This window comes from Algoriphagus persicinus (assembly GCF_035156415.1).
In the GTDB taxonomy this organism is placed as follows: domain Bacteria; phylum Bacteroidota; class Bacteroidia; order Cytophagales; family Cyclobacteriaceae; genus Algoriphagus; species Algoriphagus persicinus.
In genome coordinates, this window is the sequence record NZ_JAYEEY010000020.1 from 47,963 (window position 1) to 71,853 (window position 23,891).

17 protein-coding genes and 1 pseudogene are annotated in these 23,891 nt (G+C 39.2%); 9 read left to right on the forward strand and 9 right to left on the reverse strand.

The window, feature by feature from the left end:
- Positions 1-22: 22 nt before the first annotated feature.
- Entirely contained in the window at positions 23-1,093 is a 1,071-nt protein-coding gene (msrA, locus tag U3A58_RS15560; protein WP_323824894.1) for a peptide-methionine (S)-S-oxide reductase MsrA, read from the reverse strand.
- A 223-nt stretch (positions 1,094-1,316) separates the two neighbouring features.
- Here msrA and U3A58_RS15565 point away from each other — a divergent pair, with 223 nt between their 5' ends.
- Positions 1,317-1,763 carry a hypothetical protein gene (locus tag U3A58_RS15565; RefSeq protein ID WP_323824896.1) on the forward strand — a complete coding sequence of 149 codons (447 nt, stop codon included), beginning with the start codon at positions 1,317-1,319 and terminating at the stop codon, positions 1,761-1,763.
- Positions 1,764-1,772: 9 nt separating this feature from the next.
- Here U3A58_RS15565 and U3A58_RS15570 read toward each other — a convergent pair whose 3' ends face one another.
- Positions 1,773-2,429 carry a GDSL-type esterase/lipase family protein gene (locus U3A58_RS15570; RefSeq protein ID WP_323824898.1) on the reverse strand — a complete coding sequence of 219 codons (657 nt, stop codon included), beginning with the start codon at positions 2,427-2,429 and terminating at the stop codon, positions 1,773-1,775.
- 298 nt (positions 2,430-2,727) lie between these two features.
- Between U3A58_RS15570 and U3A58_RS15575 the strand changes: the two genes are divergently transcribed.
- The 3 genes from U3A58_RS15575 (at position 2,728) to U3A58_RS15585 (ending at position 4,669) form a co-directional block, all read left to right on the forward strand.
- On the forward strand, positions 2,728-3,849 hold the full coding sequence (locus U3A58_RS15575) for a DUF4407 domain-containing protein (RefSeq protein WP_323824899.1): 1,122 nt from the start codon (positions 2,728-2,730) through the stop codon (positions 3,847-3,849).
- 152 nt (positions 3,850-4,001) lie between these two features.
- Complete coding sequence (locus tag U3A58_RS15580) at positions 4,002-4,256, forward strand: DUF6364 family protein (protein ID WP_323824901.1); 255 nt, start codon at positions 4,002-4,004, stop codon at positions 4,254-4,256.
- Positions 4,253-4,669 carry a PIN domain-containing protein gene (locus tag U3A58_RS15585; RefSeq protein WP_323824903.1) on the forward strand — a complete coding sequence of 139 codons (417 nt, stop codon included), beginning with the start codon at positions 4,253-4,255 and terminating at the stop codon, positions 4,667-4,669. The genes U3A58_RS15580 and U3A58_RS15585 overlap by 4 nt, the downstream gene beginning before the upstream one ends.
- A 36-nt stretch (positions 4,670-4,705) precedes the next feature.
- On the opposite strand, the gene U3A58_RS15590 is transcribed toward U3A58_RS15585, so the two are convergent.
- From U3A58_RS15590 to U3A58_RS15600, 3 genes and pseudogenes are all read right to left on the reverse strand, one after another.
- Positions 4,706-5,467, reverse strand: a complete 762-nt coding sequence (locus tag U3A58_RS15590) for a DUF5995 family protein (protein WP_323824905.1) — start codon at positions 5,465-5,467, stop codon at positions 4,706-4,708.
- Positions 5,468-5,471: 4 nt separating this feature from the next.
- Positions 5,472-6,197, reverse strand: coding sequence for a VIT1/CCC1 transporter family protein (locus U3A58_RS15595; RefSeq protein WP_323824907.1), 726 nt, complete (start codon positions 6,195-6,197; stop codon positions 5,472-5,474).
- 418 nt (positions 6,198-6,615) lie between these two features.
- A pseudogene (locus tag U3A58_RS15600) lies at positions 6,616-6,858 on the reverse strand (DUF779 domain-containing protein); the annotation flags it as partial.
- Positions 6,859-8,058: 1,200 nt separating this feature from the next.
- Here U3A58_RS15600 and U3A58_RS15605 point away from each other — a divergent pair.
- Positions 8,059-10,959 (forward strand): T9SS type B sorting domain-containing protein, encoded by a 2,901-nt coding sequence (locus U3A58_RS15605; RefSeq protein WP_323824909.1) that lies wholly within the window; start codon positions 8,059-8,061, stop codon positions 10,957-10,959.
- Between the two features lie 5 nt (positions 10,960-10,964).
- On the opposite strand, the gene U3A58_RS15610 is transcribed toward U3A58_RS15605, so the two are convergent.
- The 4 genes from U3A58_RS15610 to U3A58_RS15625 all read right to left on the reverse strand — a co-directional run bounded on the left by U3A58_RS15610 (position 10,965) and on the right by U3A58_RS15625 (position 15,960).
- Entirely contained in the window at positions 10,965-11,804 is an 840-nt protein-coding gene (locus tag U3A58_RS15610; RefSeq protein ID WP_323824911.1) for an FkbM family methyltransferase, read from the reverse strand.
- Complete coding sequence (locus tag U3A58_RS15615; RefSeq protein WP_323824913.1) at positions 11,804-12,715, reverse strand: glycosyltransferase family 4 protein; 912 nt, start codon at positions 12,713-12,715, stop codon at positions 11,804-11,806. Before U3A58_RS15615 ends, U3A58_RS15610 begins: the two co-directional genes overlap by 1 nt.
- Positions 12,716-12,934: 219 nt before the next feature.
- The gene (leuS, locus tag U3A58_RS15620; protein ID WP_323824915.1) at positions 12,935-15,709 is read right to left on the reverse strand and encodes a leucine--tRNA ligase; all 2,775 of its coding nucleotides are present in this window, start codon (positions 15,707-15,709) and stop codon (positions 12,935-12,937) included.
- Between the two features lie 116 nt (positions 15,710-15,825).
- Complete coding sequence (locus U3A58_RS15625; protein WP_323824917.1) at positions 15,826-15,960, reverse strand: hypothetical protein; 135 nt, start codon at positions 15,958-15,960, stop codon at positions 15,826-15,828.
- 170 nt (positions 15,961-16,130) lie between these two features.
- Here U3A58_RS15625 and U3A58_RS15630 point away from each other — a divergent pair, with 170 nt between their 5' ends.
- From U3A58_RS15630 to U3A58_RS15645, 4 genes are all read left to right on the forward strand, one after another.
- The gene (locus U3A58_RS15630; RefSeq protein ID WP_323824919.1) at positions 16,131-16,757 is read left to right on the forward strand and encodes a 7-carboxy-7-deazaguanine synthase QueE; all 627 of its coding nucleotides are present in this window, start codon (positions 16,131-16,133) and stop codon (positions 16,755-16,757) included.
- Between the two features lie 4 nt (positions 16,758-16,761).
- Positions 16,762-18,684 carry an OmpA family protein gene (locus U3A58_RS15635; RefSeq protein ID WP_323824921.1) on the forward strand — a complete coding sequence of 641 codons (1,923 nt, stop codon included), beginning with the start codon at positions 16,762-16,764 and terminating at the stop codon, positions 18,682-18,684.
- A 482-nt stretch (positions 18,685-19,166) separates the two neighbouring features.
- Entirely contained in the window at positions 19,167-22,292 is a 3,126-nt protein-coding gene (locus tag U3A58_RS15640; RefSeq protein WP_323824923.1) for a SusC/RagA family TonB-linked outer membrane protein, read from the forward strand.
- A gap of 10 nt (positions 22,293-22,302) precedes the next feature.
- Complete coding sequence (locus tag U3A58_RS15645; RefSeq protein WP_323824925.1) at positions 22,303-23,886, forward strand: SusD/RagB family nutrient-binding outer membrane lipoprotein; 1,584 nt, start codon at positions 22,303-22,305, stop codon at positions 23,884-23,886.
- The last annotated feature ends 5 nt before the right edge of the window (positions 23,887-23,891 follow it).

The following is a 23,891-nucleotide window of genomic DNA, read 5'->3' on the forward strand; positions in this document are numbered from 1 at the left end:
AAAGTAGCCTTTTGTTTAAAAATCATTTAACCAACCACAAGTAATCTCCATATCCGGCAGCTTCCATTTCTTCTTTAGGAATGAATTTCATCGCTGCTGAGTTCATGCAATACCTTAAACTTGTAGGTTCTGGACCATCATAGAAAACATGTCCTATATGGCTGTTCCCAAACTTGCTTCTCACTTCCACTCTAAGCATTCCAAGTTCGTCGTCAGTTGGCTTTTCTAATGCTCTTGCGTCAATTGGTTTGGTAAAGCTAGGCCACCCAGACCCAGATTCGTATTTGTCATTGGAACTGAAAAGAGGTACCCCCGAAACTATGTCCACATAGATTCCATCTTTTTTGTTGCCATTGTATTCATTTTGGAAAGAAAGCTCTGTCGCATCTTCTTGAGTAACTTCATACTGTAACTTTGTCAAGGTTTTCTTCAACTCAGCTATAGGAGGAGCTTTATACTTTTTCTCGCTGAGCTCAGGCCAGTGATCTTTGATGAATTTATCACGCCCTGAACCATTCCTGTAAGAATAATAGTCCTGAGGACTTTTCTTGTAATAGTCTTGATGATACTCTTCGGCAGGATAGAAGTTGGTGTACTTGACCAATGGGGTGGCTATAGGTTTTTCGAATATCCCGGACTTATCAAGTAGCTTTTTTGACTCTTCAGCAACGCTCTTTTGCGCAGCATCATGATAGAAAATAGCAGATTCGTATTGAGACCCTCTGTCATAGAAGGAGCCTCCTACATCGGTAGGATCATATGTTTGCCAGAAAATATCCACTAACTCTGAGTAGCTGATCACTTCGGGATCGAAGGTGATTTGAACCGATTCTCGGTGTGAAGTTTTTCCGCTGGACACCTCTGAGTAAGTTGGGTTTTTCTCTTTTCCGCCTGCATATCCTGAAATGACGGTGATCACTCCATCCAAGCCTTCAAAAGGTGCTTCTACGCACCAAAAGCAGCCTCCGGCAAATGTGGCTTGTTCTGTATCTCCTTGGTAATTTGTAAGTTTCTCGTCATCTGCGGATGCTTCTTGATTTTGAACTGCTGTGTTTCCACAGGCAAACATTAGTGCAACGATAAGAGATAACATGGGTGTTATAAGTTTATTTGAGCTAAACATGTTTTTTGGTTCTTTTTTTGTTCGATAATTGACAAACATTACCTGATTAAACTGATTTTAAGTCCAACTGTTTTTCAGATGCTATAATTCATACCTTAATTAAAAGGAAATACGAGAAGATTCAATAGTCGGTTTATCTTCCAGGTTACATTTCCCCTTGTTGGTAAGTTGAATACCGATAAATCTGAATCTTATGAAAATCCTGCCCATAGTTATTTTCACAACCATCTTTATATTTCTTTTTGCAGTAAAAGGAAATGCGCAACACAAAGGTTCAGGATTTGGGCTGAAAGGAGGGCTGAGTTACAATACATCTGGAAAATACTTCAAAGATGCTGGATCAATCTGGAAAGATCCTGGTAGTTCGGCTGGTTATCAGCTTGGCGCTTTTTATAAATTGGCTTCATACGATATTTTCCTTCGTCCAGAATTGATCTATACGCATACCAAATTTGATTCGGGGCTGGGAGAGATCAAGGCTAACCGTCTGGATGCTCCTTTGATGGTAGGAATACATCTTTTTAAAATAGTAAGTATAGTCGGGGGTCCCTCATTCCATTATATCTTAAAAGATAATTACGAGGGTATTTTAAGCAGTGCTTCGGACAAAGACCAGCTTTTTGGTTACCAGTTATGGTGATGAGGTTAGTTACTCTAAAAATGGGGTAAAAATCTCCTTCCAAAGTACATAGCCTTTATCATTCATGTGGAGTTTGTCTTCGATGAAAATATCAGCTTTAGGCTTTCCTGTCTCATCTAACATAATATTCCAGACATTCACAATGTTCACGTTGTCATGCGTAGTGGCGTATTGCCGAATCAGGTCATTTAGGGCTAGGTAAGAAACTTTCTTTCCCCATCGTGAAGGACTCGGTTTTGCTGCGATTAGGTTGACAATTGTATTTGGGTACTTAGTATGTATTTGCGTAACAATTTTATCTAGGTTATTCATGATTTCTGATATTTCCTGGCCAGAATTGATATCATTGTCGCCCTCGTAGATGAATACTTTTGAAGGTTCAAATCGAATTACAGTTTTATCCAAATGAAGGAGTAATTGATCTGCTCGGGAGCCGCCAAACGCTGAATTAATTATGGCTACATCAGGAAATTGATCTTGCAGGTTTTTCCACATTTTCACACTAGAGCTACCGGTAAAGACTACACTTCCTTTTTCCCAGCCAGCAGAGTCGATTGCAATAGCTCGCCTATCCACTTCCTCTTGAAAAGGCAGGTCTTGAGCAAATGTGAATTGCACAGTGAATATAAATAGGAAAAGTAGCGCAGTGGATAGGTTGGTCTTCATTGCTTAAAGATAACACTGTGACAACGGGAATACCATAGTTATGCTAAGTTCTACCTATTTTTCTAACTGCTACTGATCAAAACCGATCAGTTTAAGTCCACTCTCGTACAGACCGGACATTTTTGTGCTAGGATCTGGAACTAGTGATATGCGCTTTTCGTCACATATTTCCTTTGATATTTTGTTATAGAGGAGGTTTTTGAAAATTTTCGTCCCAAATCTACCGGAGTATGCTGATGATCATCATATTTGGTGGAGTTTTAGCGTTGTCTTTGCAGTTCAACCCTTTTTACTTCTCATGGAACGCATTACTCGTTTTTTCTGGTTTTGTAGCGGTGCTAATTTCTCATTGCTCAAGCGATCACCCACAGAATCAAATAAATATATAGGTATTGGAGCAACGGTGTTTTTCACCGGAGTATTGGCAGCGTTGGCTGCAGGCTATGCACTTTACACGGTCTTTCAATCTATTTGGCCCTCTGTTTTTTTTGGGATACTCTGGGGTCTGATGATCTTCAATCTTGATAGATTTATCGTGTCTAGTATGCGAAAGAGGGAAAATGCCTGGGGAGAATGGAAACTGGCAATTCCTAGATTGGTACTCGCAGTTTTGCTGGCTTTGGTGATTTCCAAGCCGTTGGAATTGAAAATGTTTGAGCGGGAAATCGATCGCAAAATCGATGAGAAGAGAACTGAATTTATCACAGAATCGAAGCTAAACTTAGCTAAAGGCTTTCCTGAAATTCAAGAACTTGAAGCTAAGATTGACACATTGAAATCTGAAGTTGCGGACTTTGAAACTTATCGTAATCAGCTCCAGAATGAATATGATGCGGAGCGATTTGGAGAAAAAACTATCAGTACCAGTGGAATTGTGGGCTTAGGTACCAATGCAAAAAAGAAGGAACAGCAACTTGATGCCGCCCAAGTGACATTGGATGAGCTGAGGCTGAAAAACCAAGTGCGAATCGATACGCTGGAAGCTCAAATCCGTGAATTTATTGCATTACGTCAGCTAGAATTTGAGAAGCAGCAGCCTGGCATCGAAGGCTTCGATGGACTTGCTGCTAGGATGGAAGCACTTGCTGCTTTGACGGAAGAAAGCTCAGCGATGGCTATGGCCAATGTTTTTATCATGTTGCTTTTTGTCGCAATTGAAACGGCACCAATCTTTGTGAAATTGATCTCGCCGCGTGGGCCATACGATGAGTATTTGGAACTTCACGAGGATAAGGTTAGGCTTTTCAAAGGTGAAAAATGGACTTTTGCCAAAGGCGAATCTGAGGCGAGAGTTGGGTACTTCCAAGAGACTCATTTCTATGCTACGGATCTCCAAAAAGATAAAACCAATCGAAAAAACAAAGCTCAGAATGAATCGGAAATCTCAGAGTTTGAATCTGAGTTTAAGTTTAAAAGCTGATAACGTTACTGTTTCATAAAAATCTGGTTTTCTATACTTTTTTTGCATTACAGTTTTAAACTGTTTGCTGATTTAAGTCAAAAATTATTGCAGGAAAACGAAGCTTACGTATAAAAAATATTATCTTTACGTAGGTTCTAAATTAATGCGATATGGATTCGAAAGTCACACTATCCTTTGACAAGGATGTAATTGATCGGGCAAAGTCATTTGCAGCGCAAAACAACATCAGTCTTTCTAGATTGACTGAATATCTCTATTCTCAAATCACCTCCAAAAACTATAAGTCCCTCGAGGAGCTACCCGTATCTGATTGGGTTGATTTTGTGGCCGAGGGGCGTATCGAGTATCGAAAATCGCAAAGCAGAAAACACTTGAAGGATGAGTTCTTCTCGGCCAAGAAATGAAGATTTTTCTTGACGCAAACGTATTGATCTCTGTCTTAAACAAGGAGTACCCCTTATTCCCTATTTCTTCCCGAGTACTAAGCTTGGCAGACCGTATAGGTATGCAATTATACAGTTCCCCTATTTGCTTGGCGATTGCATTTTATTTTTCTGAAAAGAAAAGTGGTGCTGACTTGGCTAAGTTGAAGATTGAAATGCTGTTCAAAAAGATTTCGATGACCACTGTGGATCAAGCTATTTGCAGCCAAGCTTTATCCAACCGACAAGTTCAGGATTTTGAAGATGGATTGGAATATTATTCTGCCTTGGGAAGCGATTGTGAAGTGATCGTCACAGAAGATTTAGACGGCTTTTATTATTCTAAAATCCCGGTATTGAGCTGCGAGGGTTTTTTGAAGGAATACATTTTTTGAATGCCTGCTAAAACCTAGATTGTGTAATTTACTGAATTACTGAGTTTCAGTTTCTTTCACCACCCTGTCTAATTGCTCCATTGTTCGGCTGACGGATTTCCATTCTGCGAAGCCCACTATTTTCACTATAAACAATAAAAACTTACCTGGGTTGACCAGCTTGTTTGCCAGCTTGGCAATGTTAATATCTCGCTCCAGTATTGAAGCTGTTCGATCTTCGCAAGTATAATATTCTCCAGCGTATTTCCATGCGCCGTCTCTTGCGAGCTGGATTGAGAAATTCAGGAGCATTTCATCTCGGCCTTTGACCAGTGGAATTAACCATCCAAAAATGGGAGAGATTTTACTGATGTTGTCTTTGACTTCCTCTACCAATTCTGACAAAACTGCATTGATTTTATTGAAATCATTTTGAATACCTGCAATAGGCTCGGTTCCCATGGTAGTTGCTGCAGATATTCCAAGGTCTAAATTGATATGTGCATTGATTCCAAGAAATAAATGTTGGAGAACAAGATACTTACTGGATTTACTTGCCTCAAAGGCTACAAACCAGCTTTTAGTGGGCCTTTTGCCAGTTGTCCAAGAATTATAGGCATCAATAAATCTACCAGCAAAAAGTACGTCAAGTTTCTCCATTCTTGGATTATCTTCAAACTCCCGAGCTAAAATTCCATCGCGAATTCTTCGAGTCACTTGCCTATAAAGAATTGCGAAAAAGCCAATTCTCGATTGATTGCTTTTACACTCATCTACTATTTGATCCATTCGAACCAGTACCTCATCTATCGTGTTCATGTCATTATTTTATAAAAAAGTTTTCAAGAATATCACCTACATAATAAGCTACAATAGCAGCTAAAAGTCCTAATGCAACAGTTTCAGCAATGCTTTTAATTGCAGAAGTTTGGTTAACTAATGATTTTAAAGCTCCAATTACTACAAATGCAAGACCTGTAAGCGCACTTGTCCAGAAGAAAATATTAATAGTGGAGGGGTAGAAAAAAGTCCACAGATAAACTAGTAGTGGAATAAATCCAACAATAATAAAAGAAACGAAAGTAGCCAAACCGATTTTAAAGGGGCTTTTGGTTTCCTCCATTAGGTTAAGTTCATCCTTCATCATTTCGGCAACCCAGAGATCTTTGTTAGAAGTGATTTGATCTACTACTTTTTCCAAAAGATCTCCCTTGAATCCTTTAGCTCTGTAAATGACTGCAATCTCTTCTCGCTCCACTTCCGGTAGGTTTTCTATTTCCCAGTACTCGATTGATTCGTGTTTTTTAAAATTTTCCTTATCACTTTTAGCAGATAGATAAGCTCCTACAGACATGGAGAAGCCATCAGCAAGCAAATTTGCAAAGCCCAAAATTATGATAATTCCAGAATCCAAGTCAGCACCAAATCCACCGGCTACTACTGCAAATGTGGTTATAGCTCCGTCAATTCCTCCGTACACAAACTCCCGTAGGTACTCTTGAAGTTTTTGGAAGTATTTGCTCTCTTGGTGGATATGTGCTTCGTTCATTATTCTAAGTTTTATAGGAAAAATCAATTTACATTCACATTTGCTGACGATTGTGAAATTGTAAACATCTCAATGGCTGCATTTGCTTCTCTTTTGAGCCATCTTCCCACTTAATAGTGTGTCCAAAAGTAGGCCTGGGATTAAGTCAAGCTTTCCATATTTCTGTGGGGTTTCTGATGATACAGAATAAGGTGAGAATGGGTTTCTTTGAGACTAGATATTTGGAGGGACTATAACTATCGCTACCAAATAAATTAGGGTTAAAATCCCAAATGCTGTAAGTATTTTCTTCATAGCTAATTGATATGCATTTGAAGATACTAAAAAAAGAGTCCCAAGGGGAATTGAAGCCAATTTAGCTTTCTTCTGCTATTTAATTTGATTTTCAGAGGTCGGATAGAACTCCCATATATGATAATCATCCCTCTGAGTGACGTTCTTCGTCATGCTCGATTTCATTGCCAGTTTTAATGGGGCTGAGTTTCTCTACCTCTTCGGAGGTAAATAATTTGGAGTGGATCATAAACCGAATCCCCATCGGGATTTCATTAGAAAAACTGCTGCCTCGACCGGGAGTGATGTCCAGTGTCAGTTATGTTTGTTTCCATTGTTCAAATTGATCAGCACTCAAGAAAAAATCGCACCCATAAACTTCACCAAGCCTGCAAGAGCAAAGCATATTTTATACGCAATTTCATATAAGATCTGGGTTTGACACCCATGGAATTTGTGCTTCAAGAGCGATTGAAACTTGCAATACAATATTTAAATATTGGAAGATTTCAGAATTAGGAAGTTTGCTCCATATGAAGCTTTCGCAACATGACCTACTTTATCCGAGCTTTTAGGCAGGAATTTAGGTTGACACCAATAAGTATTTCATTCTTAAAAGAAGTAGTTCTTCTAACTATTGAGAGAAATAATTATTTGTTTTTGGGCGGTTTAAGAAATTTTTCTTATGTTTATCGAAGTATAAAGATCAAAAAAACAAATACACAGCAAGGATTACAAAAGTATATTTGGTTTTAGATGATTGATAATAGACCCATACTAGGGGGCTTTTTTTGAAAAGCCCCTTTTTTTATGCCAATACATTTTTATGGAATTGTTTTTCTCGGAAAAATCGGTTCAAAAAATTGATGAATTGAATCAATTTTATGTTGAGATTAATAAAAATGGTTCAATAGAGGTAATGAACCAGAATCAGGTCGTTTACATTGAAAATTTGGTATAAATGGAAAATCCTTTTCGAAAATTTCGAATAGGCTTATTTTGAGAATTTTAATACTAAGGAGGTATTTAGAAGGATTTTGTCGAAAAAGGCAGATTATTTTTTAAGTAAAGATTAAAATGAATTATGGCTACAAAACTTTTTTGACTTAGCTCTAGGTAACCTGATCTGGATAAATCGCTAGTCTATTATTAAAGTGTCTCTAGTTCAGTGAGTTGGTGATTTCAGACTGGGAGCTTATGAAATTAGTCGTTCCAAAAGTTATCATTCTCAATAGTCGGAGACTCTTTTTGAAAATAAACTAGATGGGCCTAATCCATATAATTTTTTCAGTTTTAAAAAAAAGCTCTTTTATTATTAGGCTTGGTTACCTTCAACTATAAGCAAAATAATTACCTTCAAGCTTTCATGATTTCTTCAAAAAGATGAAGATTGCAATCCAGATTAACTTGGTGAAGTAATAGTTGGATTTCAATAGATCTATGGCATTACTTTTTTAACGAACTGAGAATAATTTGTGGTTTGTGTTCTTATTTACCTAATAGACAGTTGATGATTGTAGTTCCTGTTCCTAAACTAGTTAGTAGAGTAATTTTCTGCCTTGCTATAATCTTTTGGTTTTGCTCACAAATGACAGTTTTCGGACAGGTTAGGGTTCCATTCCAAGAAAGGGTAGCTTCTTCCAATCCCAGTAGAAAAACGTTTAATGTAAAAGGTGATTTTCAATTAATTGGAAATACTAATTTGAGCCTTGCCAATTACGCTGATGATCTCATGAACGATAATTTATTGTTGTTCGAAGATGTCGATAGTCATGCGAATACCATTAATTCTTCATCTGCGGTACTTAATTTCTCCAAGGAAAATGGAGCTGATATCACCTGCACAAATGTATTGTTTGCAGGCTTGTATTGGTCGGGTCGAGGTCCAACAGATGATGTGTTTTATGTAAATGATGTAAATGGATTTCCTAAAAAATTAGATCGTCAGGAGATAACTTTGTTTGGCCCGAACGATCCAGTAGGAAGAAAATTTAGAGCCGGGGACACAGATATTCGCTATACTTATGGGTTAGATTTGGAGAATGATTTAGGGTTGTTTGTAGGCTTCGCAGAAGTTACTGATTTTGTGAAGGAACATGGAGAAGGAGAGTACACTGTAGCAGATCTAGGAATACTTGAAGGTACAAATTACCATTATGGAGGCTGGTCATTAGTAGTAGTCTATGAAAATCCTGTAATGGAAAATAGAAGTATTACGGTTTTTGATGGCTATGCATTTGTGAGAGGTAGTGTATTAGCGGACTTCACTATTCCTATTTCAGGATTTTCTGCTGTAGATGCTGGGCCAGTAAATATGAAGTTGGGAATTGCCGCAGGAGAGGGAGATGTGGCCGCCTTGGGAGATTATTTCGAAATAGAGAGAGGCGTAAACACCAATGATTTTGTAAGACTTTCTCACGAAGGAAATACACCTGATAATTTTTTTAACTCCAGCATTGTTACAGGAGGAAATTCGAGAAGTCCAGATCTTAAGAATAATACAGGTATGGATATTTCTGTATTTGATATTCCAAATGTAGGAAATAGCATTATTTCGAACGGACAGACTAGTACTAGATTTAGGTATGGAACTAACGGAGACGCCTATGTCATTTATAGTATCATAATGGCTGTGGATGCTAATGAACCTGAAATACAAGGTTATCACTTTGTGAATTCATTAAATAACCAGCCTTTTACCGAAGGGGAAAGCATCATTCCTGGGGATGAGCTAGAGATAATTGTTGAGGTCAAAAATACTGGTGGAGTTGACCTTCAAGATCTCAAGCTCGAGATTTATCTTCCCCAAGGATTTGAATATGTTTCATCTGTTGGGGAGTATTTTTTCACAAACAATTCTGGAAATCAACCCTCGATACTATCGAATCAAATAATATGGGAAATCGGTGAAACTCCCTCGTCAAGTAGTCCGGATGAAGTTGTAGCAAAGCTTACCTATACAGTACGCGTGACGGAAAATTGTGAAGTATTAATTGATACCTGTAGCGCTAATTTTGTGGTAGATGGTCAAATCAATGGGAACAATGGGAATTCTGGTAAACCCATTCCAACTTCACCTTTATTGGTGGGTTTTAGTGACGATTCTCAATGCATTAATTCTCCTGTTTTTGGCCCAATAAATTTCACGGCTGAGTTTGATGATTTCTTGAAAAATACCTGTGGGTATGAAAATGGTACATCAAAAATAACAATCTGCGTCCTGAATGGGCATACAGAAATATCCACTGATGTATTAACTGATTATTATCCTGAAGGAACGAGGTTTTACAATGAATATCCACTCACGAGCACTTACATCGAATATGGAAACGGCCGTAATTTCCCCATAGTTCCAAATCTTACTTATTATGCAGTGTTGCCCTCTGGCGGTTGTGTAAAAGAATTTGGGTTTAAAGTTAGTGATGTGCTCGTAGATGTGGTGATTGATGATAGTTCGTGTGAATCGGAAACTCCTGAAAGGGAGGTTAGTTTGAATATAAGTAATGGTTTCGAGCCTTATCTTATATATTGGGATAGCGAAATAAACGCATCTAGTGATCTAAGAAGAAAGGTATTACCCGGGCTTCACAAAATTCAAGTAATCGATCAAAATGGCTGCGCAGCAAATGTTGATTTTATGGTTGAGGAAAAACAACTTTTTACAGTTGAATTGAATAAGAACACTACCCAAATAGATTGCCCCGATGAGCCAAATTTTAGCATTGAACTATTAATTTCAGCAGAATCGCCCGATGAATACCAAGTTACAATAAAAGGAGATTTGCGTTCAGGTGAAAAGTTTGAAATGGTTGCTGAGGATTTGCTGGAGGGGGTTTATGAATACAAAGATTTTCTACCAGGCACCTATGCAGTTGAAATCTTAAATTCTGCGCGATGTAGTCAGATTCACTATTTCGAAGTGGAAGAGAAAGATTTAGAGTATCTGAAAGCGAACTTTGACTACACTAGTCAATCACTGATCGATGATGGCGTTTTGAATTTTAACTTTCCCATTCTGTTTGAAGATCTTTCTGAAGGTGTAGCTATTATAGAATATTCTTGGGATTTCGGAGATGGGAATGTGAGTGGTGAATCGGATCCAATTCATCAATATACTTCACCGGGAAAATATATTGTAAGCTTAAAAGTAAGTGGCTTAAATGGCTGTATAAAGGAAAATAACAAAATATTAGTGATTAAAGGAGTGGAATACTTGCGTATGCCGAATGCATTTTCACCTAATGGAGATGGGCAAAACGACTTTTATTTTCCAGTCTTCAATCAGCTGCAGGCAATTGAATTCTGGGTGTTTAATCGGTGGGGAGAGATTGTGTTTTATTCGAATAGCCTAGAGGATCAAGGCTGGGATGGTAGTTTCAAAGGAAAAGAAGCTCCTTCAGGAACGTATGTGTACAAGGTGGATTATAGAAATGAAACTGATAGTAATGACCTCAAGTCTCAAACGGGAAGTTTTTTACTTATCAAATAGAAAAGCTATTGAGGAATAGCCAAAATATTACAGAAATCGGGCAGCACATCCACTTTACTGAGGGATCCACGGAGACCAATTTTTGAAAAGGAATAATTGAATGGCTTTAGAAGGTCTAAAATATCCTCAGGCATATAACCACCGGCGATGCAAGCATCCTTGTTGATTTCCAGAAGTAGAATTGGACGATTATTTTTTAGTGTATTTAATGCTCCTTTTAGAACCTGAAGTTCTGCGCCTTCCACATCTACCTTCAGGAAGTTTACTGTATCAATTTTCAATTCATCCAATTGCTCATCAAGTGTGTCAAGCTGGATTTTTCCGAGTTCTATGCTGAACTTATCTGTATTGTAAATGGTATTCGTTCCTTCGTTAGAATCTTCACTTGCAAAAAGCGCCACTTCACCTTTTTTGTCGGATAGTCCTAGTTTTACCGGTGTAATGGTTTTTTGAAATGATTCATTGAGTCGGATGTTTTCGGTTAATTGATCGAAAAGTTGCTGCATAGGTTCAAAGGCAATGACTTTTCCTTTTGATCCAACTTTTCTGGCTGCCCAAAGTGAATATTCACCTTGGTTTGCACCCACATCAATGAAGGTGTCCCCTTTCTTCAGGAATTTTTCCAACACAAAAATAGGAGCCCAGTCGTGGGCGCCACGCCAGTAGATTGCATTACCCATTTGCTTTGCGATATCCACTTTCATCGCTACTCCTCTAAAGCTGAAATTCCTCCAATTTGTAGTCGTTTCGGAAGATCTATAGAATTTCCGGAACAGTTTGGTAACAAAAAATCCACCCGGAATCACATACAAATTCCTAGATATTTTACTTAATAATTGTTCCATTAGTGAGTATATGACTTGCCTGTAACCTGCTCCAACCCCTCGATTAACTTTTGCTCCCTGAGCGCCAGAGAATAGTTGGCTTGAATATGAAGTCGCGAATTTATGGAAAGTATTTCTTTATTGATAATGCCTATAGCTTTATCGATAACTGGAACGGCCGCTTTCAAAGATTTCTCAGAAATAATAAATCCTGAATCACCTACGATCTGAGGGATATGATTTGTGTTCGATCCGATTGGAATTGCTCCGCAAAGCATAGCTTCGCACAAAGCGCAGCCAAAGCCTTCAAAACTCGATAGCTGGAAATAAAATTCGCATTTCTGATACCAGCTTAATAATTCTTTGGGATCCAGAAACCCCAGGAAATAAATATTCTCAGCAGGTTCTCGCACTATTTGTGAATCAGGAATCCCTGCAAAATAGAAGCGGCACTGCGGGTAATTTTTTGCTATCTGCAAAATCAAATCTCCTCCTTTTAGCTCGAATTGGCTTGGAGACATCACTGCCAAAAAGCTATTTGGTATGCGATCTGACTTTTCGGGAAGAGTCCACTGATTGTCATCCAATCCGTTATAGATTGTTTTTATGGTCACTTTTAATCCTGGGAAATGGTGTAAAAGACCTTGCTTTCTTGATGTGATAGCGGGATCAAAATTCAATTCAGTTTCGATCAATGATTCACTTACAGGGAAAATTGCGTCAGCTCGATTGTAACTGAAGTTGCAGATTCGTTTCAGCAAACTAATTCTAAGACTTCCATAATTGATCTCAGGAATCGCGGCGCAATCAGTGCCATGCGTGACAATGAATACCTTCTTGGTAAATACCTTCCCAAAAACTGTCGCCCAAAATGCCCAATACCCTCCAAAATTCGCAATGATAAACTCCACACCTGAAATGCTGAAAAGCATTGAGAAAAATTGAGCTATGAAGTTGAAGGGGGCCATCTTTTTATTACCCCAAGGCTGATTTATAATCCGAACATTAAAATATTTTGACAAAATCCTGATGTCACTTTTTACAAATGACTGCATGGATGGTGTTACATATAATATTTTTTTACGAATCATTCAGTTTCCTTGAAAACAAAGCTCAATATCCTATAATATCAGCTTGGACTGTATTAGAAATTAGATCACCAGATTCACAATCTTTCCTGGAACGATTATGATCTTTTTCGGCGCCTTTCCTTCCAGCCATTTTTGGACAGTCTCATCTGCCAAAGCTGCTTTCTGGATTTCATCTTTGGAAAGTGAAAGATCCAAATTGAGTTTTGTGCGCATCTTGCCATTGATCATTACCGGATATTCGAAAGCACTTTCAACAAGATGACTTTCATCGAAATCAGGGAAAGTAGCATCAGTGATAGAACCTTCATGCCCAAGTAAACGCCAAAGTTCCTCGGCTATATGCGGAGCATAGGGTGATACCAAAATCGCCAAAGGTTCCAGGGTTCCTCGCTTATTTGATTTCAGGGCACTCAGTTCGTTCACGCAGATCATAAAACTGGAAACTGATGTGTTGAAGGAGAAGTTCGCCATATCATCTTCCATCTTTTTGATGGCTTTGTGAAGAGCTTTGTATTCTTCCTTGCTTGGTTCTGCGTCTGAAACTTGGAATTCGCCAGCATTTGAGTGATACAAATTCCAAAGTTTTCTCAAGAATTTATATACGCCATCAATTCCGTTGGTGTTCCAAGGTTTGAATTGCTCCAAAGGACCCAAGAACATTTCGTACAACCTCAACGTATCCGCACCGTATCGTTCGATGATATCGTCTGGATTCACCACGTTATATTTCGATTTGGACATTTTCTCCACTTCAGATCCGCAGATGTATTTGCCAGCTTCAAGGATGAATTTTGCATCGGCCAAATCAGGTCTCCAAGCTTTGAATTTCTCCAAGTTCAATTGATCGTTGTAAACGATGTTCACATCCACATGCATAGCAGAAGTGTCGTATTGATCTTCCAGCCCGTGACTTACAAATTGGTTGGTGCCTTTGATTCTATACACAAAATTTGATCTTCCTTGGATCATTCCCTGGTTGATCATCTTCTGGAATGGCTCATCGATACTGACTACTCCAAGATCATACAAGAATTTGGTCCAGAATCTTGAATACAACAAGTGCCCAGTAGCATGCTCGGAACCTCCAATGTATAGATCTACAGCTCCCCAGTAATCTGTTTTTGCTTTGTCAGCAAATTCAGTTTCGTTTTTGGAATCCATATATCTGAAGAAATACCAACTAGACCCCGCCCAGCCCGGCATGGTGCTTCTTTCCAGAGGGAATTCACCTTCAGAAGTTTTATAGTTCCAGTCTTTTGCTCGGGCAAGTGGTGGTTCCCCATCTTCGGTCGGGAGGTATTTATCAACCTCAGGCAATACCAAAGGCAGGTCTCTTTCTTCAATTAAATAAGGTAATCCATCCTTGAAATAAACAGGAAGTGGCTCACCCCAATAGCGCTGGCGGGTAAAAATAGCATCCCGCATTCTGTATTGGATTTTGCCTTTTCCTATGCCTTTTTCTTCCAAGAACTCAATGGCTTTGTTCATGGCATCTTTCATGTAAAGATTGGAAATGAAGCCTGAATTGATAATGAAGCCACCTTTTCCAGGGAAAGAGCCTTCTTCCATGGAGCCTTCGATCACTTGTCTTATCTCTAGGCCGAAATGCTTTGCAAAGTTGTAATCCCGCTCGTCATGCGCAGGTACAGCCATCACGGCACCCGTGCCATAGCCAGCCAATACATAATCAGCTACCCAAATCTGGATTTCTTCTCCGTTGAATGGGTTGATCGCATAGGACCCTGTGAATGCTCCTGAGATGGTTTTGACATCACTCATGCGCTCACGCTCCGAGCGGTTTTTAGCTACTTCGATATAAGCTTCGGCTTTTTCGCGCTGATCTTCAGTGATAAGGGCTGCTGCTAGATCAGATTCCGGAGCCAAAGCCAAATACGTGACACCATATATAGTATCCACACGCGTGGTAAATACTTTGATGGTTTGTTGGGAATCTTTTACCTGAAAAACCACATCAGCTCCGATGGATTTTCCGATCCAGTTGCGCTGCATTTCCTTGATCGGCTCAGACCAATCTATTTTTTCCAAACCTTGCAATAATCTATCGGCATACGCGGTGATCCGCATAGACCACTGCATCATTTTCTTTCGCTCCACGGGATGTCCGCCACGCTCAGAGAAGCCGTCTTTTACTTCATCATTTGAGAGGACTGTACCCAAAGCTGCGCACCAGTTAACGGTTGTTTCAGCTAGGAAAGTCAGTCTGTATTTTAAGAGCATTTCCTGCTTTTCCTTTTCGGAGAAAGCATTCCATTCTTCTGCAGTGAATTTTGGTGTTTCGTCATCCGAAACAGCTTTTACATGAGTATTTCCTTCTTTTTCAAATCGTGCGATTAAGGACTCAATGGAAAGGGCTTTGTCCGCATCTTGATCGTAATAACTATTGAAAAGCTGCATAAAAATCCACTGCGTCCATTTGTAATAGTCAGGATTGGAAGTTCTTACTTCTTTGCTCCAGTCGAAGGCAAAGCCGATGTTTTTCAGCTGTTCGGTATATCGGGTGATGTTCTGCTCAGTTGTGATCGCTGGGTGCTGCCCAGTTTGAATCGCATATTGCTCAGCCGGTAGGCCAAAACTGTCGTACCCCATGGGGTGAAGGACGTTGAAACCCTTCAGTTTTTTGAATCTGCTGACAATATCCGAAGCGATGTATCCCAGCGGATGGCCCACATGAAGTCCTGCACCAGATGGATAAGGAAACATATCAAGAGAATAGAATTTAGGTTTCTCGGGATTTACCTTGGCCAGGAAAGTTTGGTTGATTTTCCAGTAAGCCTGCCATTTGTTCTCAATTTCTCTAAAATTATACTCCGCCATGATTAGATATTTTCTTGTTTTTTTAAGCTGAATGCCTGCAAAAATAGAAAAATTGACGGGCTTTGGAATCCAAATTCGCAAATCCTCCGAAAGAAGGAGTGGGCGTTAAACCCGCATTATGCATTAGCAATTCTATTACGGTCTTTAATTGCTTCAAAATCAGCTACTACGTTACTGTTTTCGACTTCACCATAGCGGTGCAATGTCTCAGTCTCCAAACAGCTTGATTTTCTTGCAATTTCATACCTCATTACGAAACTTATTACCTAATGCGGTTTAATTGGATTGTTATGCTTTGGAGATTGAAAAATGGATGTGTTAATCTTTCAATTTTCCAATTTTCAAATATTCTAATTCAAAACCTTACCTTTGCGGCATCATTCACCCAGCGGTTCAATTGCCCGCTTTATCAAAAATTCAGATGAATATAGAAGAAGCCGTAGCGCAAGGAACACAGCTTCCGGTAATGGAAGCATTTTACACCATACAAGGAGAAGGTAGATTTACTGGGCATCCCGCCTATTTTATCCGGCTAGGGGGGTGTGATGTGGGCTGTGTTTGGTGTGACGTCAAGGAATCATGGGATTCGGGTAAATGGCCGGTTTTCTGCATCGAAAAAATTGTTGAAGATGCATTGGCTTATCCTGGAAGGTTGGTCGTGATCACCGGAGGCGAGCCATTGATGTATGATTTAGGGCCTTTGACTACACTTTTGAAGGAAAAAGGCTTTACCACAAACATTGAAACCTCAGGAGCTCATCCATTCTCCGGAGATTTTGATTGGGTTTGTTTTTCTCCGAAGAAATTCAAGAAACCACACCCTTCTATCTATTCAGAGGCGGATGAATTGAAAGTGGTGGTTTTTCATCAGAGTGATTTTTCTTTTGCCAAGGAACATGCTTTGCTAGTGGAATCTACCTGCGAATTGCGACTTCAACCGGAGTGGAGCAAGGCTGAGAAGTTCACCTCTGTGATCATAGATTTTGTAAAAAATCATCCAAAATGGAAAGTTTCGCTTCAAACTCATAAATTTATGGACATACCCTAAGCCCATGCGCCCTGTTTTTACCGGAATTCTTCTTTTATTGATCGTTTCTTTCGCAAAGGCGCAAAGCTATTCGATTATCGATGGCAGGGCTATCAGGATGTATGAGGAGGGCGAGTTACTGACGCTTTCGAGGCAGTATGCTGCCGCCATAGAAAAGTACAAAGATGCGATTAATCGGGAGGGGTCATTTTTGGAAGCCTACGTTAAATTGGCTCAGTTGCAGATTACCCAAGGTGAATTTGAGGATGCTGAAAAAACAGCCAGTGCAGGAAAAGCGCGGCTTGCTGGGAAAAATGCTTCAGCTAAGCATCGTGCGGATTTAGGCTGGGTGCTCACGCATGTGTATTTGAAACAAGGGAGATTTCAGGAGGCCTATGATGAGTTTGCCGCTACTGACCCTTTGTTTGATGATTCTTTTCGTCGATTGCCTAATTATTTGGAGATGAAGGATCAGATGGAGTTTTTGGCCGTGCAATTGGATAACTATCAATCTATAGTAAAGGAAAGGTTGCCAGAACCACTAAATCAGTTTCAACTTCAGTATTTTCCAGTATTGACGGCAGATGGGGAGCAGATATTATTTACCAAAAGAGATGGTACAGGGAATAATGACAAGGAAGATATTTTTATGGCTTTTGTCTCTCCGGAAGGGAATTGGTCAAAGCCCCAAAGCATAGCACAGACGATTAATTCACCTTATAATGAAGGGACTTGCTCAGTCACAGCAGACGGTAATATCCTTATTTATACTTCCTGTGATGCGCCGGATTCTGAGGGGAGTTGTGATTTATATATTGCTTACAAAGTAAATGAAATGTGGCAACGTCCCAGAAATATGGGCAAAAATGTCAATTCCAGGTCTTGGGATTCTCAACCTTCACTTTCTGCTGACGGGCGGATTTTATTCTTTTCTTCCAATCGAAAAGGAGGCTTTGGGGGAAATGATATTTGGTATAGCGTCATGCAAAATGATGCTACATGGTCTGAGGCAAAAAATCTTGGAAATGTAGTGAATACGGCAAAAGACGAAATCTCCCCATTTATGTTTTTTAACAACGAAATATTATTTTTCTCATCCAATGGCCATCCAGGTTTCGGTGGAATGGATATCCAACTTTCAAAAGTGGTAAAAGGGGAATTCACTAAGCCTGAAAATCTCGGTATGCCAATTAATGACCAATTCGATCAAGTTGCATTATTTATTACCGCCCAAAAGGACTTTGCTTATTTCACAGAATTGACCACTTCTGAAAAAGAAAATGATCGTTCCTTATTATATAGATTCAAATTCCCAGATGAAATATCATTGGGAGAAAACTTAACAGTGACTGAAGGAAAAGTATTTAATTCAAAAACAGGCGAACCTATAGATGCTACTTTGTCGCTGGTTTCCTTGACTAATGACAGTACACTTTATAGATTTAAGGCAGACGGGAAAACCGGTGCGTTCACTATGATTTATCCTGATAAAGCAATTTCCGGATTATATGTAGAGAAAAAAGGCTTTCTACCCAAGATTTATAATGTAGAGCGTGACAATATCAAAAACGTAAAAGATTTGAAAGTGGAATTAGTACCTGTGGCCGCAGGAGAAGAATTCGTCTTCGAAAACGTGTTTTTTGAATTTGATGAATATATCTTGAAGAATGAGTCCATTTCATCGCTAAAAAGACTAGTAAAATTTTTATCAGAAAATCCCAATGTAAATATTCTGATCACGGGGCATACCGATAATGTGGGTAGCGCGAATTATAATCAGAATCTTAGTTTACAACGGGCAAAGAGTGTTCAAGATTATCTGACAAGTCAAGGATTTCATCAGGCGCGCGTGTTAGTAGAAGGAAAGGGGGACAAGGAACCGATGGTCCCAAATAGCAATTTACAAAATCAAGCGCTAAACCGAAGAATCACCATCAAGGTTTTATAGTTTGCACTTAATGTTATTAATAGGTTAAGAGATAATCGCAATAAATCAACTACTTATTAAAGTTCAATTTTATTTACCTAGTTTTTTTAAGTTTTAATAGGAGGTATTCAGATTTAAATTTTCCTCATAAGGCATTTTTGACTATAATAGGGTTAGATTTCAGTATTGGATTTATTAAAATTTTGTTTAAAAGCCATTATTAGAAATTTAAAATTTTTTCAGACTTACGTTTAGAGTTAGTGCGTCGCTGAGGCCTTTTTAGCGAAAAATTAACTTTTGTTAACAAAAAAATAACAAAACAAAAATATAGGAATTGGGTTAATTTCCGTCTATTTCCAATTAAAATTTTGTTTTTAAGTTGAAAAAGAATTTTTCATTAAATGCTACGGTATGGCTCCAACATAAATTTATAACCTGCTGTTTTGCGATATTGCATCAATAAGAATATCATTGAGTATAATATAAACCAAATCATAATTCTTATGAAGAAAATTTTACTCCTAGGGCTTTCGCTTTTCCTAGTAAGTGCGTTGGCATTTGCACAGGGACGCAGAGTAACCGGAATAGTATCTTCTGGTGAAGATGGTGAGCCAATTCCAGGTGCCACTGTTCTCGTTAAAGGTACTAGCGTAGGTACTGCCACAGACATTGATGGTAAGTACGTGTTAGACATCCCCGAAGAGGGAAGAGTGTTGGTGTTTAGTTTTATTGGCACTACCACCCAAGAGATCAACATTGGTCAGCAATCGTACATCGACGTGGTTTTACAACCGGATGTCCAGAGTTTGAGTGAAGTCGTGATTACAGGTGCGGCGGGTATTGAGTCTAGACGAGTAGAGATGGGCTATAATGCTACAAGTATCGAGACTCGTGATGTAGCTCAAGGTAGAGCTGCTAATGTGGCTTCAGGCCTTACTGGAAAAGTAGCAGGTATGCAAATCAACACAACTGGTTCTGGTGTAAACCCTAACGTTAGAGTTGTATTGAGAGGTGCCCGATCTTTGACAGGTAATAACGAAGCCTTGATCGTAGTGGATAACGTGATTGTTCCAAATTCAATCTTAGGAAATCTTAATCCTCAGGATGTCCAAGAAATCACTGTTCTTAATGGTGCAAACGCTGCCGCTCTTTATGGTTCTGCAGCATCTAACGGTGCATTGATCATCGTGACCAAAAGAGGAAAGTCTGGTGCTCCTAGAGTATCAGTAGGCCATACTGTTAACTTGGAAGAAGTGAGTTTCTATCCAGAGATTCAGAATACATTCGGTTCAGGATATGCAGGTGGATATCCTCATCAGTATGTACCTTATGAGAACCAGCAGTACGGACCGAGGTTCGATGGATCTATGGTACAGATAGGTAAGCCATTGGAAGACGGTTCCATTCAAACTATTCCTTACTCTGCTACTGGAGCCAAAAATGATTTCTGGGAAACTGGTGTTACCAATCAAACAGATGTTTCGATCAGTGGTGGAGATGAGAATTCTACCAACTTCTTCTCAGCTCAGTATCTTGATAATGACGGAACTACGCCAGGTGATAACTACACTAGAGCTTCCATCCGCTTTAATAGCACAAGAGAGTTCAATGACAAACTTAGTCTAAATATATCAACTAACTACGTGCAGAATAGATATAACATTACCAACGTCACAGCTGGTATGTTTGACAACATTCTACAGACTCCTGCTCACATTCCGTTGACTAGCTACAAAGATTGGAAAAACGATCCATTTGCTAATCCAAATGGATATTATAATGAGTATTACGATAACCCTTACTTTGCTATTGACAATAATCGTCAAAATTCTGGTAACGATTATCTAGTAGCTAACGTTGAATTGAAATATAAGCCTCTACAGTGGTTGGACTTCACTTACCGAGTAGGTGTATCAAACAGAAGCTCTTTCTCCAAAAACACTACTGGTAAATTTACCTTCACTGATTACACCAAAGAAATATCAGCTGCAAAGACTGATATTGCCGGTGGTGTATCTGATGGGACTTCGTTCAACAATCAGATTATCTCAGATTTCTTGATCAACATGAAAAAAGCTGTTGGCGATGATTTGTTCTTCAATTTATTGTTGGGTAACCAAGTTAGACAGAATAGATCTAAAAGTGTAGGTGTAAGTGCTAACGGTATTGTAATACCAGGACTTTATAACGTATCCAATAGAGTAGGTGAAGCAGGTGCTAGTGAAGGTAATTATGAAGCTAGTCAAATCGGCGTATTTGCACAGTTCAAGACAGCATACAAAGATTACTTGTTCCTTGAATTGACGGGAAGAAATGATTGGGTTTCTACGCTATCTAAGGAGAACAGATCATTCTTCTATCCTGCAGCAAACGTTTCTTTCCTAGCATCTGAGGCTATATCAGCTCTTCAGGGCTCTAAAGTATTTACTCAATTGAAACTTAGAGGTGGTGTTTCTCAAGTTGGTCAAGTTAACTTAGGTAATACTACTAACTTTGGTGCTTATCAATTAAAACCAACTTTCAGCCCTTCAAGTGGATTCCCTTATGGAAGCCTTTCTGGCTATACTTTGGATAATAGGTTGGTAGCTGCGAATCTTAAGCCAGAGATTACTACATCTTTTGAAGTAGGTACAGATTTCATCTTGTTCAATAACAGAGTGAACGGTGCATTCACTTACTATAAATCTGAGACTGAGAATCAAACTATTCCAACAGGAGTAGCGGTTTCTACTGGTTTCTCCTCTTACTTGCAAAACACTGGTCTAGTTGGAAATGAGGGTATTGAGACTATGTTGAATGTGACAGCTTATTCTAGAAATAACTTTCAGATTATCGTAGGTGCTAACTATACGTTCAATGACAATAAAGTGCTTGAGCTTGCTGATGATACCAAAAGACTGGCAATTTCTTCCGGCGGTAATGCACAAGTGTATGCCGTAGAAGGTGAGACCTTCCCGGTTTTGATAGGCTCCATATACAAGAGAGATCAGCAGGATAGAATTATCGTAGATGGTACTACAGGTTATCCTAGTGCAGCAGAGGAGCAGGTTATCCTAGGGAATACTACTCCAAGACATAGATTAGGGGTAAACGCTGAAATTCTATACAAAGGCTTCAGATTATTTGCTTTAGCTGAATACAGAGGAGGTTATAGCATCCTTTACGATGGTGGTGGATTATTTGACTTCTCAGGTTCTGGTATTACTACTACCTATTTCAACAGAGAGCGTTTTGTAATTCCTAATTCTTCTTATGAAGATCCTGAGAATCCTGGAACTTATGTAGCGAATACAAATATCACGGTTACAGATGGTGGTGCAGGTTTCTGGACAGATGGTTCATTTAGAAGAAATATTGCTGAAAATTACCTTGTTTCCGGTGATTACTGGAAATTGAGAGAAGTTGCGATTTCTTATGACTTCCCAGCTAGCTTGATGAGTAGAATTGGTTTTATCCAAGGAGCTACTATTACTGCTCAGGGAAGAAACTTGTTGATCTTCACACCGAAATCAAATATTTATACGGATCCTGACTACAATTTCTCTGACGGAAACGCAGTAGGTATCGTAACTCTGGCTGCAACACCTCCAACCAGATTCTTCGGTGGTTCCATCACATTAACATTTTAATTAGATTGAAATGAAAAATATACTAAGAATATTTATACTCGCTTCCTTTATCTCCCTCACGGCTTGTGAGTCATTTCTAGGAGATAATGAGAACCCAAATCAGGCTACGTCTGCTACGCCTGAGCTGGTGTTGCCGAATGCCCTTACCAACAGTGCCGCCTTACTGCGTTCCTATAATTCAAGTGCAATGTGGGTTAATGGGTACACGGTCAATGCCGGAGGTTATGGCGGATGGGGCTCTATCGTTACTTATAACTATACTACTACAAGTTATTCTGGACTTTGGGGTGCTACTTACGATGATTTGATTAACTATGAATACATTGAAACTTCCACTGCCGAAGAGCCTAGCCAAGCATATTTCAATGCAATAGCCAAGGTGATGAAAGCTTGGGATTTCCATATGTTAGTTGACGTTTTTGGCGATGTGCCTTATTCCGAAGGATTGAAAGGTTCAGAAAATGTCACTCCTGCTTACGATAGCCAAACTGCTATTTATCAGGATTTGGTGACTCAGTTGAATATTGCCATCGATATGTTTACAAATTCGGTAGGTGCCAATGGTCTTGGATCTGCTGATGTAATGTTCGGTGGTGATGTGACTAAGTGGGCTAAGTTTGCTAATACGCTGAAGTTAAGGTTACTAATAAGAATGTCTAGTGGTTCTGAATCAAGTAGCTTTGCCTCTTCTGAATTTGCTTCTATGAATACAAGCATTGGCTTCATCAGTGAAGATGCTATGGTAAATCCTGGTTATATAGCGACTAGTGGTAAGCAAAATCCCTATTGGGAGGTTTATCATACAAATGCTGCTGGCTCCTTGTCTGGATCTGGTAGATCTGCTATCCCTAGTACCTATGCTTATACTTTCTATAACGGAAATAAGATTTTGGATGAGGGTCGAGGTGCAGCTACCTACAGACAATATCCTGCCGGTACTCCTAAAGGTCAATTAGGTAACTTAGTCGATAATCCAGCGGCTTTATCCAACCAAACTGCATGGTATGTTGGAGAAGGAACAGGCACTAATGCTACAAACACAATTGGTCTTCTTAAAGGAAGAACTGCAGGCGTACCTATGATGCTTGCTGCGGAGTCTTATTTCCTTCAAGCAGAAGCATATATGAAAGGATACCTGTCTGGTAATGATCTTGACGCTTTTGAAAAAGGAGTGATAGCTTCCTTCACCTATCTTTACAAAGAAATAAATGGTAATGTAAAAGAAGGAATGGATCCAGAAGCAGATTTTGATACGTACAAGCTTAACAACGCGGATAGTTACTTGGTGAACTATTCTCTTGCATCTTCACCTGCTGAAAAGTTGGAAGCTATAATCACTCAAAAGTATATTGCTTATAACTTTATTAATGCGCAAGAGACTTGGGCAGAATTTAGAAGAACTGGATACCCATCGATCGTGAATGGATCAAGTAATCCGAATTTAACATTTGCATCTATCCTTTCTACTTCTCCTAGGGCTGATGAACTTCCAGTAAGATACCTTTACGCTTCCTCTGAATTTCAACTTAACCCTGATAATGTTCCTACTGGAATTAGTCAGTTCACAAGTTTGATCTTCTGGCAGGCCCAATAATCCTT

Excerpts from the sequence above, each read along its gene's own strand:
- U3A58_RS15575 (WP_323824899.1), top strand. The coding sequence starts at position 2,728 with ATGGAACGCATTACTCGTTTTTTCTGGTTTTGTAGCGGTGCTAATTTC.
- U3A58_RS15610 (WP_323824911.1), bottom strand. The coding sequence starts at position 11,804 with ATGGAACAATTATTAAGTAAAATATCTAGGAATTTGTATGTGATTCCG.
- U3A58_RS15615 (WP_323824913.1), bottom strand. The coding sequence starts at position 12,715 with ATGCTTTTCAGCATTTCAGGTGTGGAGTTTATCATTGCGAATTTTGGA.
- U3A58_RS15625 (WP_323824917.1), bottom strand. The coding sequence starts at position 15,960 with ATGAGGTATGAAATTGCAAGAAAATCAAGCTGTTTGGAGACTGAGACA.
- U3A58_RS15590 (WP_323824905.1), bottom strand. The coding sequence starts at position 5,467 with ATGAACACGATAGATGAGGTACTGGTTCGAATGGATCAAATAGTAGAT.
- U3A58_RS15565 (WP_323824896.1), top strand. The coding sequence starts at position 1,317 with ATGAAAATCCTGCCCATAGTTATTTTCACAACCATCTTTATATTTCTT.
- U3A58_RS15640 (WP_323824923.1), top strand. The coding sequence starts at position 19,167 with ATGAAGAAAATTTTACTCCTAGGGCTTTCGCTTTTCCTAGTAAGTGCG.
- msrA (WP_323824894.1), bottom strand. The coding sequence starts at position 1,093 with ATGTTATCTCTTATCGTTGCACTAATGTTTGCCTGTGGAAACACAGCA.
- U3A58_RS15580 (WP_323824901.1), top strand. The coding sequence starts at position 4,002 with ATGGATTCGAAAGTCACACTATCCTTTGACAAGGATGTAATTGATCGG.
- U3A58_RS15585 (WP_323824903.1), top strand. The coding sequence starts at position 4,253 with ATGAAGATTTTTCTTGACGCAAACGTATTGATCTCTGTCTTAAACAAG.
- U3A58_RS15635 (WP_323824921.1), top strand. The coding sequence starts at position 16,762 with ATGCGCCCTGTTTTTACCGGAATTCTTCTTTTATTGATCGTTTCTTTC.
- U3A58_RS15605 (WP_323824909.1), top strand. The coding sequence starts at position 8,059 with ATGACAGTTTTCGGACAGGTTAGGGTTCCATTCCAAGAAAGGGTAGCT.
- leuS (WP_323824915.1), bottom strand. The coding sequence starts at position 15,709 with ATGGCGGAGTATAATTTTAGAGAAATTGAGAACAAATGGCAGGCTTAC.
- U3A58_RS15595 (WP_323824907.1), bottom strand. The coding sequence starts at position 6,197 with ATGAACGAAGCACATATCCACCAAGAGAGCAAATACTTCCAAAAACTT.
- U3A58_RS15630 (WP_323824919.1), top strand. The coding sequence starts at position 16,131 with ATGAATATAGAAGAAGCCGTAGCGCAAGGAACACAGCTTCCGGTAATG.
- U3A58_RS15570 (WP_323824898.1), bottom strand. The coding sequence starts at position 2,429 with ATGAAGACCAACCTATCCACTGCGCTACTTTTCCTATTTATATTCACT.
- U3A58_RS15645 (WP_323824925.1), top strand. The coding sequence starts at position 22,303 with ATGAAAAATATACTAAGAATATTTATACTCGCTTCCTTTATCTCCCTC.